The organism is Paenibacillus sp. NMA1017 (assembly GCF_058895805.1).
Map to the genome: position 1 here is coordinate 511,122 of NZ_JBZXYR010000001.1, position 14,517 is coordinate 525,638.

Below are 14,517 nucleotides of genomic sequence, written 5' to 3' on the forward strand. Positions count from 1 at the left end.
CGTTCTATGCCCTTGCACAATCCTAAAAAAACATCTCTACAAAATAGTTTAGCTTTTTCCATACCAAAAAGAAAGTAATTTGCGAGGTGCAGTATCAGAACAATTCAGTTGTCATGGAGATGTCATTGAAAATGTATAATCAAACCATTTACAATGGACATAGTAAGACAAGACCTTAGCCCGTTAGAAAAGAGGGATTGCTGATATGAAGACCAAGCGCAAGCCGCCCAGTCTGCAAAAGAAAAAGGATGAGGTGAACAAGAAAGCGATTGTATGGACCGCCGTCAGCTTTGTTCTCCTCATCATTGTGATTATTCTGATCGTTGTTTTAGCACAAGCAGGAAATCGTTAAACACCAAGTAGCAATAGCATCAAAACGTTAATTTAGCCAGTGATAGGTTTTGCGGGGATTCGTCTGGTCATGCTGCGGCTCACTTGTAAATCGAGAACCAGGCACAAGCACTTGATCAGGCAATCCCCCGTTACCAATGACCACCTCCGTACCCGAAGGTACGAGTGCAAACAATTCCTCCACATCCTCTTTACCCATTCGGACGCAACCTAACGACTCATTTTTGCCAATACTGTCCGGCTCGTTCGTGCCATGAATGGCATAATTCGTTGCAGACAGTTGCATTCCACGACTGCCAAACTCACCGTTGGATTTGCCGTTCGGATTTACTACTTTATCGGTAATCACAAATTTCCCTTCTGGTGTTCTTTCTCCACCCAAACCGATAGGATAATTTCGAATAAGTATATTGCCACTTACCAGGGCGAGCCTGTGCTTGGATTTGTCCACCACAATTCTCAGCGGTTGCCCCAGAAAAGGCCGTCCGTGCAATGACGATGCCAGTAATGGACTGCCTCCAGCCGACGAGTCAGCGTCTAAATCTACTGCCTTCCCTGTTCCCTGTCCAGGTGAAGCAAGTAAATTACGCATAAGTGTAAAAGCCTTCTTCATCCCGTCTGTCGTACCGTACATCGTGTTAGCGGGAAAGTCTCGAGTCAGTTCATCAAGACTCTGGGGAAGACGTTGATGCTGTGAGCGAAAAGCACGCATGGAGCTATTCAGCACAGCCAATTCCTCCTGTCCAGCAGCCCATTTTAGACCTGCTTTGCGAAGATTTTCACTGTCTGACGGCTTGCAAGCACACGCAGCGGCGTCGTAAGACTGAACAGCTAATCCCCCGTTCCCTTTGTTCTGTACACTAAGTAGTGGCTTCATACCCTCTCTCCAGAGCAGCCACGAGCCCCCTTGCTCCATACCCAACACCGTAGTCTTGGACGGCAGTCGGCTAGTCTTAGCCAACAAATCAGTAAGCCCCGTTCCAGCTCCACTCCCTTTTCGAGCTTGAGCCGTAAACACACCACCAACCACACGAATCTGGGCCATCCCTTTTGGATCAGCGGTGGCCACTTTTGCAACTTCAATATTATCAATTGCTGCCTGCTCCGTTCCGGATGGCACAAATGCATTCTCATTTGAAGGTCTCGGTGAATTGGCTGAAGGAACCCATATGAGCAGTAGTACCATTAACGCAGTTAACAGGTGGCGTGTTCGAGCCGTCCTTCGCTCCTTCTCCTTGGACATCTGAACCAGTTTATCCTGATATTCCATCCATACGTCTGCCGGAATCTGTTTATGCTCGAAGGCTTCGAACACTTCTCCTGCGCGATTAAAGCAATAATTTGCTTTGCCCTCCTGACCGCTGCTCTCATACTCTTTGCCGAGTAAATACCAGGCCATTTTATTATCAGGGTGTTTTTTTACATACGATTTAAGATGAGGCGAATGGTTCATCGGATCCTCCTGATCGTGTAATCTTGCATACTTCCTATTATGTATATCGGTCAAAATAGACTCGATGGACAGCACATAAAAAAAACGTCTATCGACGTACTTTCGGAAGCCAGACCGCGCTTGGCAGAAGTTTTTCTTGCGATTATAGAATAGTTCAGCTCTGCTGAACCATTCTATAATCTAAAAAAAAACAGCACCAACAGCTTACTTTCACCGTTATACGGCGAAGGGAGCTGTCGGTGCTGTGCCTATCGAAGAAGCCTACGCTTAACCTTCTTTATTGAACGGCTCGTCTGCTACTTTAATGGAATCTGTAGGGCAACCGTCACAAGCATCCTGCATATCATCAAACAAATCATCCGAGATTGCCTTGATGCCTTGGTTTGCATCCCCTTCAAAGATCACTTCAGCCAAACCTTCATCATCATAATCATAAATGTCAGGTGCTGTAGCGCCACAGGCTCCGCAAGCAATGCATGTATCTTTTTCTACCCAAGTGTATTTAGCCATAACTTTTCTCTTCCTCCTATACAATCAAACAAACCAGCTTTTACATTCTATTCACATATTAATACAAACCCAATATTATTACAAATTATTTTCCTTTATCTTTCGTGCAAAAAATACTTATAACGTAAGCTTCTGATGCTTGCAATAATCTATCCAAAAGTTCACTCCGGAGTTGGTAGATTGTCTTTTTGCAGCGAAGTTCCGCGCAGCTTGGAGTTGCGAAGAAGTACCGAAGGATCATCTCCCAGCATCCCAGCAGTCAAAATTGCATTTTCACCAAACTTGTCACGCAGTGCATCCATCGTCTTCAATAAGCTTTCTTTCTTAGGCTGATCCTGATATTCAAATAGATCCATTTGAACGGCCGCTTCCTCCTTTGGAATGAGCTGCTGTAGCGTAATCCCCAGCAAGCGCACAGGCTTATCTTCTCCCCAATGGCGACGATACAATGCACAAGCTTCCTTATATATGTCCTCTGCACTTTCCGTAGGAGTGTTCCTGACTTGAGAACGCGTAAAGGTCTTCATATCCGGCGTCCGAATCGTCAATTGTATACCTCCTGCCAGCATACCGTGTCGTCGTAGCCGCCGGGCTACCTGATCACTAATGTTAAGGAGTATCCGTTGGGCTTCTTCCAGCTTAACCACGTCCATAGGCAGGGTAGTCGTGTGACCGATGGACTTGTTTGGCTCCCGTTCAGTGCTAACTGGAGAATGGTTAATTCCGTTAGCGGCCAATTTTAACCACGAACCCGTCACACCAAATACGCCAACCAGCATATGCTCATCGGCCTTAGCCAGTTGTCCAATGGTACGAATATTCATTTGTAGAAGCTTATCTGCCGTTTTGCGGCCCACTCCAAACAATTGACCACAAGGAAGGTTCCATAAAATATTGGGTACATCACGCAAACGTAGAACAGAGATCCCGCGTGGTTTTTTCAGATCAGAGGCCATTTTGGCCAGCAACTTGTTGGGAGCAACTCCAATTGAACAGGGCAGACCCAGCTCGTCTTCTACTCTGCGCTGGATTTCTTCAGCAATTTCCATAGGTGTTCCAAATTGTTTGGATCCAGAAATATCCAGATAGCACTCATCAATTGAAGTTGCTTCAAGCATAGGCGTATACGAATATGCAATGCTCATAAATGCTTTGGAATAACGACGATACAAGTGAAAATCAGGCTGTATTACGATGAGCTGCGGACAGATCCGGCGTGCCTGCTGAACGACCATCCCTGTTGAAATGCCCAATCGCCGGGCTTCATAAGAGCAGGTCACAATTACACCTTTGCGCAGCTCACTACTCCCTGCCACCGCGGTAGGCAGTCCCTTATATTTCTCCGGCTCCTCCGCTGCATGAACGGAACAATAAAATGCGTTCATATCCACATGCAGAATAACTCGCCCACCAGCCGGATAATAAGCATTCACATCTTTCATGCTCAACCCTTCTTTTTAACTGTAAATTACCCGTCATAGCGGGAAGATGTCTTCTGATTTTATACTTGAGATACCCTTAAATGCTATTTCTATTTTACATAAAAAATTAAGGTTTTGCGGCTAAAAATGATAATTATATATTACAATCGAAGTCATAAGTTGATATAATCGACTAACATACGAACACGACAAACTAACGCTTTCCTGTTTTTAAGCGTTAAACAACTAAATTAATATGCTTAAAAAAGCAGAGCATCAACCAATCTGAGCAATCCGCAAAGGAGGAGTCCCTCATGTCCACCGCTATTTCTATCTTTGACACAACGCTGCGAGACGGCACTCAAGGAGAAGGAATTAGCTTGTCTGCTGACGACAAACTGAAAATCGCCAAAAAACTCGATGATCTCGGTGTTCATTATATTGAAGGCGGGATTCCCGGAAGCAACAGCAAGGATATCGAATTTTTCAAACGGGTACAAGAACTGGGCCTTCGGGCAAAGATTGTCGCCTTCGGCAGCACGCGCCGCAAAGATAGCATCGCAGCACAGGATGTCAATCTGCAACGAATTCTGGAATCCGGCGCTCAGGCTGCTACACTTGTGGGTAAATCATGGGATTTTCATGTACACACCGCCTTACAGACGACACTGGAGGAAAATCTGTCTATGATTTACGACTCCATCGCCTTTTTAAAGCAAGGGGGCATGGAGGTTATTTTTGATGCCGAACATTTTTTCGACGGATATAAAAACAATCCCGAGTATGCACTCGCCGTTATGAAAAAGGCAGAAGAAGCAGGCGCGGATTGGCTCGTGATGTGCGATACAAATGGCGGTACCCTGCCGCATGAGATTCAGGAAATAGTCACTATGCTGCAAAGCCAAATAACGAGGTCACAGTTGGGTATTCACACACACAATGACTGCGAATTGGCAGTAGCAAACTCTCTAAGCGCTGTACAAGCAGGCGCAAGGCAGGTTCAGGGTACCATCAACGGCTACGGTGAACGGTGTGGTAACGCTAACCTGTGCTCCGTCATTCCTAATTTGCAGCTCAAGCTGGGCTACGACTGTCTAGATACTGAGAAGTTAAATCAACTCCACAATACAGCCCGCTTTGTGAGCGAAGTCGCCAACGTCAATATGCCTGTGAACCAGCCTTATGTGGGGAATGCAGCTTTTGCCCATAAGGGGGGCATCCACGTGTCAGCCATTCTGCGTGACTCGCGAACTTATGAGCACATCGCTCCTGAACTCGTGGGGAACAAGCAGCGGGTCTTGGTCTCCGAACTGGCCGGGCAGAGCAACGTGGTATCCAAAGCGCAAGAGCTAGGTATCACCCTTGACCCATCCAGTGATGAGGCACGTGGCGTGATTAGTCGTATCAAAGAACTAGAGCATCAGGGATACCAGTTTGAAGGCGCGGATGCTTCGCTGGAACTGCTCATTCGTGAAGCAGGTGGTGAAGTGAAGGAAATGTTCTCTTTTGAGTCCTTCAAAGTGCTGGTAGAGAAAACAGCCGGTCGCCCGGTCGTATCCGAGGCATTCTTGAAACTGAATGTCGCAGGGACGAGTGTCTATACCGCAGCTGAAGGCAACGGCCCTGTCAACGCGCTCGATAACGCACTCCGTAAGGCTCTTTCTCAATATTTCCCTGCCTTGCGGGACATGCATTTGGCTGACTACAAGGTACGTGTGCTTGACGAAAAGGATGCCACTGCCGCCAAGGTACGTGTGCTCATTGAGTCCAAAAATTACGAGGACGTCTGGAGTAACGTAGGCGTATCCGAAAATGTAATTGAAGCCAGTTGGGAAGCTCTCTTGGACAGCTTCCGTTACGCGTTGTTGGAAGCACCAACTCCAAAAAACGATCAGGCAGAGCTAACTCATCATGGATTAGTTAATCACTAAATAAGTGCTCGCATGAGCTTATAAGGTGCCTTTGGCGGTCTACTCGGCTCCCAAAGACACCTTCTTTTTTTGAAGAGTTTCTATTTTGCGTTCCATCTCCTTCTCACTGAGCATGCCGATGATGATTTCGCGGACCTGTCCATGAGGATCAACCATTACATGAGTCGGAAAAGCCACCCCTCCAAATCGTTCAAACAATGCTCCTTGCTCATCAAGTAAAATGGGAAATTGGAGATCCAAAGAGCGGGAGAACCTATGCACATCCTCCAATCGATCATAGCGAGTTACATTGATACCATACACATCCACATCATCTTTGTACTTACTATACAACTCATTCAGCATAGGCGCTTCTAATCGGCACGGATCGCACCATGAAGCCCAAAAGCTAATAACCAAAGCTTTATTGCGCGTGGCCCCTACATCGTAGGTCTTGCCGTTTAACCCCTTTAAAATCATAGAAGGAAGCCGTTGACCGAGCTTTATCTTTTTAAGTACCTCTACCGCATCTGTTTCAGCCTTTACCTCTATCTTAGCTTCAAGTCTTCCTCTACCATATTTCTCTTTTAATGGTTCAATTTTCATGGGCAGGCTTGCTGCATAAGCTGTGTTTGCAATAACTCCCCATGAAGCCCCAACCACAACCAGCATAACCATCGCTCTGATGAAAATGAATCTTTTCACAGTCTTATCACCTGTCTTTCATCTAAATGACCCTTACCTTCTCCATAGGATGCCCATACTGCTCCCACCTCTAACCTTCTAAATCTCAACAGGACGCAAAAAACAGCAAACCCACGAAAATCGCGAACTTGCTGTTTTTATGTGTATATGAATGCTATGCCTCGCACTGAATCAGGCATGACTTAAATGCGCGTAGACATCTGCCAAATTAGTCACGTTACGCTTCAACATTTCCTGAACATACGCAACCCACAGCTTAGCCGTCATTTTCGCATCCTCTAACGCATGGTGCCGCCCTTCAATCGGAATGGATTGGTAGGTCAACAATTCATCCAAACTGTAGGTTTGATGTTGCTGTGGCTCAAGCCATTTGGCAAGCATCATCGTATCCAGAACACGATGAGTCAATTGGACTTTAGATGTTTTCCATAATGCAGCATTCAAAAAGGCCTTATCATGAGCGCTAGCATGTGCTACAAGTACTCGCCCACCTACAAAGGACATAAAGTCGTGCAGTCCATTCATAAGTGGTGGAGCTTCATCCGTCATTTCCCGGGTAATCCCAGTTAGCTCAGTAATGTGCTCAGGAATCACAGTCCGTGGATTAACAAGCGTATAAAATTGCTCTTTTTCCATAATCATGTCCCCGACAACCCGAATCGCCCCGAACGATAAAATCTCATCTCCATGCTGTGCTGAAAATCCCGTTGTCTCCAGATCAAAAACGACCGTCTCCAAACGATCCAGCGGGGTCCGCAATACTTCAGAGCGCCGTTGCTCCCGGGTTAAGGAGCGAATAAACGCCATCTGCTGAGCCGTAGGAGCCCCCATTACAGATGCGATTGCAGACGGCACTCCTCCTCTTCGGAGAGCGCTCCAGAAGCCACTTCCCTGCGCTGGTTCCTTCATGACCTTCTCCCTTCCATAAATCGCAACTGCCTTTGCAACGCACGATGCAGCCGTCGTACCGTCGAAAGCGCCTCACGCAACTCATGCCAGCCTTTACCTTGTTTCAGCGGCTTTACAGCCAGGTAGCCATTGCCGACCAGCAATCCATCATTCTCCTTCACTGGCGTAGCCATTCGTAGCTGAAGCGCAATCCGAAAGGCACGCTCGCAAGCATCAAGTAAAGGCAACGGTGCCGCTTCCAGTGATGCGAGACGACTGAGCCTTTTGAAGGTGGAGGTTTCCTCTACACCATGTTGCAACGCCAAAAAACGGACTGCGTTCACCAGCGGGATGTACAACCCGTATTTCACATCAAAATCGCCCGCATGCTCACCGAAGCGCTCGGTAACGATCTGACCTAAAATATTAAGTGTCGCTTTATGCCTCACTGTGTTCCTAAGTACCGCCGAGGGTAAATCAGGATGTTTTCGGAACAACTCATAAAAACTTCGTTTCCAGTTTGCAGATAGTCGTTCATCTCCAGCGATATGCCTCATATCAGACGAGATAATCAGATAACGGATCGGCTCCCAAGCAAAATCGTCCGACCATTTTGTTAGCTGTTTTTGCCATTCAGATAATGTTTGACGCCACAACGGCTCCGAACACATTACTTTCCCCTCACATTTGGGATATCCCAAATACTCTAACATCGCAGACACTCTGCGACCAAACTCTCTAAAATACAATTCTTTGTCAGCAGATATTATGTCACTGATAATCATACCGTTATCCTGGTCACTCCACAGCGTCGATTCCGAGCGCCCCATGCTTCCGAAGGCTATAAATGCGTAAGGGACGGGAGGAGGGCCGAAGCCATCCTCAACCATCCCTTTTTCACACATTTGTACAGCTCTGGCCGCGATGCGGTCATGCATTTCATTCGCCGTTCGTAACCAGTCTGATAACGGAGCGGAGGCTTGGGAAGCCAGCAGCCATTTTTGAGAGTCGACCCTGGCCTGCCTTAGCGATTCAGGCGTATCTGCTTGATCAATCGCTTCGGCGGAACTCACCCAAGGGGCCATATTTTGCAGTTCCATACTTCCATCTCCTCCGCTCATCCATACTGATTCTTTATATTTTACATATTAGTTCACAATTCCAGAACGCTTTTCAGCCTCGGCAACCAACTTCATTTGCTCAGGATAGCCGTACGTACCGTGTTCACTGATATCCAGCCCCATCGTTTCTTCCTCTTCTGTAACGCGAATGCCCATAATTGCTTTCATCGCACCCAAAATAATGAAGGAAATGACGAACACGAAAGCCAAAGTGCCAATCAGTCCAAGCAGCTGTACTCCTAATTGGGTAAATCCACCACCATAGAATAGACCCGCTTGACCTACACCAGTTATTTTTACAAGCTCAGGAGTAGCGAAGAACCCTGTGGACACTGCGCCCCACATCCCTGCAACACCGTGCACGGAGAAAGCATATACCGGGTCGTCTACTCTTGCACGCTCGAACCATTGCGCTGTGAAGAAAGTGACGATCCCTGCAACTGCACCAATGACCAATGCCGCCCAAGGGGCTACAAAGGCACAAGAACCAGTAATAGCAACCAAAGCCGCCAGCACACCGTTTAGCATAGCAGGAATATCTGCCTTTCCGTATACCATCCAGGATACGAGCAAAGCGAAAACCCCACCTGCCGCAGCAGCAATATTGGTAGTCAAGGCCACATATCCAAAGAATCCGTCGTTCATAGCCGATACAGCACTACCCGGATTAAACCCAAACCAACCAAACCAGAGAATAATAACACCCAAGATAGAGTACACCTGATTATGACCAGGGATAATGTTCGGCTTGCCATCTTTATTGAACTTGCCCAGACGCGGTTTGAGCAGCAGTGTAGCGACGAGTGCCGCCGTAGCGCCTGTCAAATGGACTACCGTCGAACCGGCATAATCCTGCATGCCCAACTTACCAAGCCATCCGCCGCCCCACACCCAGTGAGCTACAACCGGATAGATCACGATAGAGAACAAAATACCGAAGATAATGTATACACTTAATTTTGCACGCTCTGCCATCCCCCCACATGCGATAGAAAGTGATACCGCAGCGAAAGCAAAGTGGAACAAAAACATAATTGTAATCGGAACATCCAGAGCTGAGAGAGCATCAAACGATGCAGCCGCATCCGTACCACTCATGAAGAAACCCGTCAGTCCCATAAATCCGTTTCCACCATCATTGCCAAAGCCGAATCCAAATCCAAGTGCCCAGAAGGACAAAGCCGCAACACCCGTGGTGAGAATCGTTTTACCAGCGACATGACCCGCATTCTTCATTCGTGTCGAGCCTGCCTCCAGCAATGCAAATCCCGCTTGCATAAAAAATACAAGTATAAATGCCAAGAACGTAAAGGCCGTGTTTAGCCCGGCTTGAAGTTGAATATTTGTCGGACCGTCAGCAGCAAACGCACCTACCGGAAAAGCTAATACTGTCAGCATGGCCAATAATATAACTAACCACTTTTTTCTCATGAAGCCCACTCCCTCGAATGTTAAGTTTCTTTACATTTCGTGAAATTCTTATTGTCATTATAATCAGAATACATGAAAGTTGACAAGATTTTTTTTATTATGTTAAAAAAACGCAGTCTCAAACACCCCATGTCATATTTACTAACTATAAAAGTAGCTTGTTTCTGTCCGAAAAAAGCATAACGTTTGACTGTATGGTTGGGAATCATGTAAAATATTCTTTATAAACACTCCGTATGCAAATGCTAATATTGAAGGTTGAACGAAGAGCGCGAGGTGAAGACAGATGGGGATATGAAGCTGTATCGAATTGGTGAGCTAGCCAAGGCGGCTGGTGTCAGCGAACGAACTATTGATTATTACACAAAGCTTGGTTTGATCACACCTGAAGAACGATCATTGAAAAATTATCGGCTTTATAATGATGAAACCTTAAACAGGCTTGAACGTATTAACCAAATGAAACAAGAGAAGTATAGCCTTGAGGAAATCAGACAGACACTGATTAAATGGAACTCGGTCGCGGGGGAAGAGCACGTCACTGACAAACTAACGAGTCTGGAGATGCACATGCAGCGTCTAGAACGTGAAGTCAATGAACTACAGCCTCTTTTGGGGCAACTCAAGCCCGTTCAAGCGCGCAAGTTGCTTACTGGTCTACTACCACAAAGCGCCGCTTGTATCGAAGCTCTGAAGTATCTGTTGGAGCATAGTTCTATGATGTAGATGCCCAGGCTAGTATGATGAACAATATTGGAGGGTTGCTTTATGATGGGTATGTATATATTGATTATTCTTGCGTTCGGATTATCCTTATGGGCGCAATTCCGTGTAAAAGGTACTTTTAATAAATGGTCTGATGTACCAAATGAAAATGGGTTGACCGGTTATGATGCAGCACGGCACATGCTGGATCGCAATGGTTTGCATGATGTGCCTATTGAACCAGTACCTGGTGCGTTATCTGACCATTATGATCCAATGCAAAGAGTCGTACGGCTGTCCGAGCCCGTTTATTACGAAAAATCCATTTCCGCAGTTGCCGTAGCTTGTCACGAGGTCGGTCATGCCATTCAGCATAAAGAGCATTATCCCATGTTGGCACTCCGTCACCGGATCTTTCCGATCGTAAACTTCGCTTCCGGGATTGCACCGTTTCTGCTGATTGCCGGTTTCTTATTCAGCTACACAAACCTGATTGGCCTAGGTATTATCTTTTTCTCGGCCACTGTTGCTTTTCAATTAATTACATTACCGGTTGAATTCAATGCTTCCAACCGGGCCCGAGAAATTATGGTTTCCGAAGGGTTTATCCGCAGTGATGAAGAACGGGGTATAGCCAAAGTATTAAATGCTGCAGCGTTAACTTATGTGGCCGCTGCTCTCGTTTCCTTGCTGGAACTAATCCGCTTAATCGGTATCTTTAACAGCCGGGATTAATTGCTTATGTCGCAAAAAAGGTTGTTCCTCCACCAAGTTAACGGTAGAGGAACAACCTTTTTTCTTTATCTAAAACCAATCAGCTATACTCACTGTCCTAAATCTGCTTTTGCACTTCCATTCGGAGTAGCAACACTACCTTTAAGGCCAAAATATTGCAACAAAAAAGTTCGGAATGACTTTGCAACTAATGGTAGTTTGTCATCTCTGCGATGAATCAAGCCAATAGTTCGCGTGACTTCTGGATCAACAATCGACACTCTTGCAGGTTGAAGTGGGTTGGTCTGAAACAACGCCATTTCAGGCAAAAGACTGACTCCCATACCAGCTGCAACTAATCCGCGAATCGTATCTGTCTCTTCACCTTCAAAAGCAATATCCGGCGTAAACCCTGCCTCCAGACAAGCCTGCCAGACAATCGGACGTAACGAATATCCATCTCTGAACAGGATGAATTTTTCTCCTTTAAGCTGACTCAGCGTGATGTGTTTGGCCGTAGCTAAAGGATGATTGGGCGGGAGAACAGCAAACAACTCCTCGGTCAGCACCACATCCCCCTCTACATGATCATGACGATCCGGAAAAGGAGATACAAAAGCCAAATCCACCTCACCCGCTAACACATCACGAATTAAACTCGGGTACATCCCCTGTTTAAACCTGAATTTAACATTGGGATACCGCTTTCGGAATTCAGCCACCACCGTAGGAATAAGATGAATCCCCAAACTGTGCGGAAAACCGATGCGGATTTCGCCCCCCTCAGGATCCAAAAACTCATGAACTTCCAAAACAGCTCGCTCTAGATCTTTTATAATCGTCTCAACCCGTTTGCAAAATAGTTGTCCCACTGGCGTAAGCTGCAAATTGCGACCCTTTTGCATAAAAAGATTGACTCCCAGCTCCTCTTCAAGCTGATGAATTTGCCGACTTACCGCAGATTGCGCCACATGTAGCTCCTCGGCTGCCTGAGTGACATGTTCTTTTTGCGCTACCTTCATGAAGTATTGCAACTGTCGTAATTCCACTCCGATATTCGCTCCAATCTGTTTTTCAACATCCGGAAGAAGACGTCAATCGAACATCATCCTCTTTCTTCCCCTGCTAATTTACGGTAAAACTGTCTTTAGTGACGTTTGCGTTGGCCAGTTAATCTGATCATTAATCCATAAAGGAAAAACCCACTGAGCAATCCCCCGAAGTGAGCGGTCCAGTTAATGTTCGCTACAGCGAAAGAAAACAGGATACCAAACCCAAGCAGCGTGTACAGTGTTTTGCGCGAAGCATCATCCATCAGTGACCGCTGGAACAGGGCAACGTATAGGAATGCTCCATAGATGCCATAAATCGCTCCTGAGGCTCCTACAGAGACTGTCGTTTCCGCCACCATGTTGTAATGCGCGATGGACAGTATGTTCCCTACAATACCCGTAACCAGATACAATAACACATAGCGGAAGGACCCCAGCAAACGCTCCAGCGGAGGAGCGAAGACGAGTATGGCGAAGGAATTGAACAGAAGATGATCAAACCCTGCATGTAAAAACATGGCTGATACATATCGCCACAGTTGATCAGTGAATGGCGCTTCATTGATCAAAGCTCCATATCGGATCAGCGTCAAACTATTTTCCGATCCACCCTGTACGGTGAGTACAATAAACATCACAATATTAATGAGCAAAATCAGACAGGTTACTGGGTAAAACTTCAAATAACTTTTCCAGTTCTCATAACGTAAAAAAATCAAGGCAATCCTTCCTTCATGGGTGTCTCCACCTTATTCAAATTGGACAATGTCTTTTATAAAAGATTATAATAGATTTCGGCAACGATAACCAATGCTAAAAACCAAGGAGGCTATTACATATGGCACAAGAACGTACAGGAGCTGCTACTTTTAAAGGCAATCCTTTGACACTCTTAGGTCCTGAACTGAAGGTTGGAGACCAGGCACCTGATTTCAAATTACAGAAAAACCTGCTAGAAGCAGCTACGCTCCAAGACTTTGCAGGCAAAGTCAAACTGATCAGTGTTGTTCCTTCTTTGGATACAGGCGTATGTGACGCACAGACTCGACGTTTTAACCAGGAAGCTGATTCCCTTGGGGATCAAGTCGTGGTGCTGACTGTCAGCGTCGATCTGCCTTTCGCTCAAGCTCGTTGGTGTGGTGCTGCCGGTATCGACCGCGTATTGACACTGTCCGACTATAAGGATCATTCCTTCGGCGAAGCTTATGGTGTGTTCATCAAAGAATTCCATTTGGATCATAGAGCTATTTTTGTGATTGATCAAAATGACAAAATTGCTTACGTAGAATACTTGAGCGAAATGTCCGAACACCCTGACTATGATCAAGCGATTGCAGCAGTGAAAAAACTCGTCTAAATCAAGACTGCGTATTAAAAAAGCGAGTGAAGGGTTGCCTTCCTCGCTTTTTTTGACGTTTGTCTGCCACATCACTGCTCACACATTTACAATCACTGCACGACCTTATGAGCAGACAGCTTCTTGTCAATCACAGCGAACAGTTGCAAAATGATGCGGTAATTTGCGCCCAAGTCCCCTAGCGATCCGCGTGAAGCAGAATAAATATCCACTGCACTCCGAACTGGCGAGACGGACAATATAGAAACGGTAATGTCGACAGTTCTACCGAATGCCGTTCGCTTCTCTAACGTAATCTCACCTACGGATGCTACCTCATGGAGTACCTTGTAGCCAGGAATTTTTTTCAAAATAGATGATACTTCTTCCCAAGCCTTGTCTCTCGATAAGTTATAATAGCGTGTCTTCATTTGGGGGTCCTTGACCCGGTCGCTTGTACCTTCTTGGCTGCGCACAATCCCTACCAGAGTCCTCTTCAACGACAAGACATTTCCTCCTTCACGATAATCGTTGCCATAATGCAGCACATCGGTTTTTTTGCTGCAAGCGCTTTATAAAACGTTAAACAACAAAAGTTAACCGACCATACCTGTGGTATGCGACCTTAGTACCTCATGTCTTAGTTTAACATTGTTGCATACAAAAAACACCCTGTTTCTGCACGAAGCATGAACAGAGTGTATTCGTTATCTTTGGAGTACCCGCCGATGCCGTCCGACCATAGCGTCTTCTGAACCTGCTTTAGCAGGTGGGTGACCGCAGAATAAACTTTTGAAGTCCCCTTGTCAGGAATTGACAGGGCTTTTCAGCTATTCATCCGTATAGATCTCCCTAGACATTGTCATTGGTTCAAAACAACAAATGACCGTAACGTGCATCGCAGGATGTGACCTTATTAT

Annotated in this window: 15 protein-coding genes and 1 other RNA gene; 5 read left to right on the forward strand and 11 right to left on the reverse strand. The window is 46.1% G+C overall.

Annotated elements, in window-relative coordinates:
* Nucleotides 1-205: 205 nt before the first annotated feature.
* Nucleotides 206-352 carry a hypothetical protein gene (locus AC5ELV_RS02395; RefSeq protein WP_493428991.1) on the forward strand — a complete coding sequence of 49 codons (147 nt, stop codon included), beginning with the start codon at nt 206-208 and terminating at the stop codon, nt 350-352.
* Nucleotides 353-379: 27 nt separating this feature from the next.
* Here the strand turns inward: AC5ELV_RS02395 and AC5ELV_RS02400 are convergent, their stop codons facing one another.
* The 3 genes from AC5ELV_RS02400 to AC5ELV_RS02410 all read right to left on the reverse strand — a co-directional run bounded on the left by AC5ELV_RS02400 (nt 380) and on the right by AC5ELV_RS02410 (nt 3,756).
* Complete coding sequence (locus AC5ELV_RS02400) at nt 380-1,804, reverse strand: L,D-transpeptidase (RefSeq protein WP_493428992.1); 1,425 nt, start codon at nt 1,802-1,804, stop codon at nt 380-382.
* A 267-nt stretch (nt 1,805-2,071) separates the two neighbouring features.
* Nucleotides 2,072-2,314, reverse strand: a complete 243-nt coding sequence (locus AC5ELV_RS02405) for a ferredoxin (RefSeq protein WP_023988031.1) — start codon at nt 2,312-2,314, stop codon at nt 2,072-2,074.
* A 161-nt stretch (nt 2,315-2,475) separates the two neighbouring features.
* The gene (locus AC5ELV_RS02410; protein WP_493428993.1) at nt 2,476-3,756 is read right to left on the reverse strand and encodes a DNA polymerase IV; all 1,281 of its coding nucleotides are present in this window, start codon (nt 3,754-3,756) and stop codon (nt 2,476-2,478) included.
* A gap of 293 nt (nt 3,757-4,049) precedes the next feature.
* Between AC5ELV_RS02410 and cimA the strand changes: the two genes are divergently transcribed.
* The gene (cimA, locus tag AC5ELV_RS02415) at nt 4,050-5,666 is read left to right on the forward strand and encodes a citramalate synthase (RefSeq protein WP_493428994.1); all 1,617 of its coding nucleotides are present in this window, start codon (nt 4,050-4,052) and stop codon (nt 5,664-5,666) included.
* A gap of 39 nt (nt 5,667-5,705) precedes the next feature.
* Here the strand turns inward: cimA and AC5ELV_RS02420 are convergent, their stop codons facing one another.
* The 4 genes from AC5ELV_RS02420 to AC5ELV_RS02435 all read right to left on the reverse strand — a co-directional run bounded on the left by AC5ELV_RS02420 (nt 5,706) and on the right by AC5ELV_RS02435 (nt 9,790).
* Entirely contained in the window at nt 5,706-6,350 is a 645-nt protein-coding gene (locus AC5ELV_RS02420; RefSeq protein WP_493428995.1) for a TlpA family protein disulfide reductase, read from the reverse strand.
* 171 nt (nt 6,351-6,521) lie between these two features.
* Nucleotides 6,522-7,259, reverse strand: a complete 738-nt coding sequence (locus tag AC5ELV_RS02425) for an exonuclease domain-containing protein (protein WP_061828597.1) — start codon at nt 7,257-7,259, stop codon at nt 6,522-6,524.
* Nucleotides 7,256-8,338, reverse strand: coding sequence for a DUF294 nucleotidyltransferase-like domain-containing protein (locus AC5ELV_RS02430; RefSeq protein WP_493428996.1), 1,083 nt, complete (start codon nt 8,336-8,338; stop codon nt 7,256-7,258). Before AC5ELV_RS02430 ends, AC5ELV_RS02425 begins: the two co-directional genes overlap by 4 nt.
* A 48-nt stretch (nt 8,339-8,386) precedes the next feature.
* Nucleotides 8,387-9,790 (reverse strand): ammonium transporter, encoded by a 1,404-nt coding sequence (locus AC5ELV_RS02435; RefSeq protein WP_493428997.1) that lies wholly within the window; start codon nt 9,788-9,790, stop codon nt 8,387-8,389.
* 294 nt (nt 9,791-10,084) lie between these two features.
* Here AC5ELV_RS02435 and AC5ELV_RS02440 point away from each other — a divergent pair, with 294 nt between their 5' ends.
* Both AC5ELV_RS02440 and AC5ELV_RS02445 read left to right on the forward strand, forming a co-directional pair.
* Nucleotides 10,085-10,516: a MerR family transcriptional regulator gene (locus AC5ELV_RS02440; protein WP_023988024.1), complete on the forward strand. Its 432-nt coding sequence runs from the start codon at nt 10,085-10,087 to the stop codon at nt 10,514-10,516.
* 42 nt (nt 10,517-10,558) lie between these two features.
* Nucleotides 10,559-11,230, forward strand: a complete 672-nt coding sequence (locus tag AC5ELV_RS02445) for a zinc metallopeptidase (protein WP_023988023.1) — start codon at nt 10,559-10,561, stop codon at nt 11,228-11,230.
* An 89-nt stretch (nt 11,231-11,319) separates the two neighbouring features.
* Here AC5ELV_RS02445 and gltC read toward each other — a convergent pair whose 3' ends face one another.
* A complete protein-coding gene (gltC, locus tag AC5ELV_RS02450; RefSeq protein ID WP_069011084.1) occupies nt 11,320-12,258 on the reverse strand; it encodes a glutamate biosynthesis transcriptional regulator GltC in 939 nt (312 codons plus the stop codon).
* Nucleotides 12,259-12,356: 98 nt separating this feature from the next.
* A complete protein-coding gene (locus tag AC5ELV_RS02455; protein ID WP_480282348.1) occupies nt 12,357-12,980 on the reverse strand; it encodes a rhomboid family intramembrane serine protease in 624 nt (207 codons plus the stop codon).
* 119 nt (nt 12,981-13,099) lie between these two features.
* On the opposite strand from AC5ELV_RS02455, the gene tpx reads away from it, so the two are divergent.
* Nucleotides 13,100-13,618, forward strand: coding sequence for a thiol peroxidase (tpx, locus tag AC5ELV_RS02460; protein WP_023988020.1), 519 nt, complete (start codon nt 13,100-13,102; stop codon nt 13,616-13,618).
* 92 nt (nt 13,619-13,710) lie between these two features.
* Here the strand turns inward: tpx and AC5ELV_RS02465 are convergent, their stop codons facing one another.
* Both AC5ELV_RS02465 and ssrS read right to left on the reverse strand, forming a co-directional pair.
* On the reverse strand, nt 13,711-14,103 hold the full coding sequence (locus tag AC5ELV_RS02465; protein WP_013309718.1) for a DUF1499 domain-containing protein: 393 nt from the start codon (nt 14,101-14,103) through the stop codon (nt 13,711-13,713).
* Nucleotides 14,104-14,312: 209 nt separating this feature from the next.
* Nucleotides 14,313-14,507: non-coding RNA, 6S RNA (gene ssrS / locus AC5ELV_RS02470), on the reverse strand.
* Nucleotides 14,508-14,517: the final 10 nt, after the last annotated feature.

What these genes read in the sequence shown, in the direction of transcription:
- AC5ELV_RS02395 (WP_493428991.1), top strand. Translation starts at nt 206, where the DNA reads ATGAAGACCAAGCGCAAGCCGCCCAGTCTGCAAAAGAAAAAGGATGAG.
- AC5ELV_RS02400 (WP_493428992.1), bottom strand. Translation starts at nt 1,804, where the DNA reads ATGAACCATTCGCCTCATCTTAAATCGTATGTAAAAAAACACCCTGAT.
- AC5ELV_RS02405 (WP_023988031.1), bottom strand. Translation starts at nt 2,314, where the DNA reads ATGGCTAAATACACTTGGGTAGAAAAAGATACATGCATTGCTTGCGGA.
- AC5ELV_RS02410 (WP_493428993.1), bottom strand. Translation starts at nt 3,756, where the DNA reads ATGAAAGATGTGAATGCTTATTATCCGGCTGGTGGGCGAGTTATTCTG.
- cimA (WP_493428994.1), top strand. Translation starts at nt 4,050, where the DNA reads ATGTCCACCGCTATTTCTATCTTTGACACAACGCTGCGAGACGGCACT.
- AC5ELV_RS02425 (WP_061828597.1), bottom strand. Translation starts at nt 7,259, where the DNA reads ATGAAGGAACCAGCGCAGGGAAGTGGCTTCTGGAGCGCTCTCCGAAGA.
- AC5ELV_RS02430 (WP_493428996.1), bottom strand. Translation starts at nt 8,338, where the DNA reads ATGGAACTGCAAAATATGGCCCCTTGGGTGAGTTCCGCCGAAGCGATT.
- AC5ELV_RS02435 (WP_493428997.1), bottom strand. Translation starts at nt 9,790, where the DNA reads ATGAGAAAAAAGTGGTTAGTTATATTATTGGCCATGCTGACAGTATTA.
- AC5ELV_RS02440 (WP_023988024.1), top strand. Translation starts at nt 10,085, where the DNA reads ATGAAGCTGTATCGAATTGGTGAGCTAGCCAAGGCGGCTGGTGTCAGC.
- AC5ELV_RS02445 (WP_023988023.1), top strand. Translation starts at nt 10,559, where the DNA reads ATGATGGGTATGTATATATTGATTATTCTTGCGTTCGGATTATCCTTA.
- tpx (WP_023988020.1), top strand. Translation starts at nt 13,100, where the DNA reads ATGGCACAAGAACGTACAGGAGCTGCTACTTTTAAAGGCAATCCTTTG.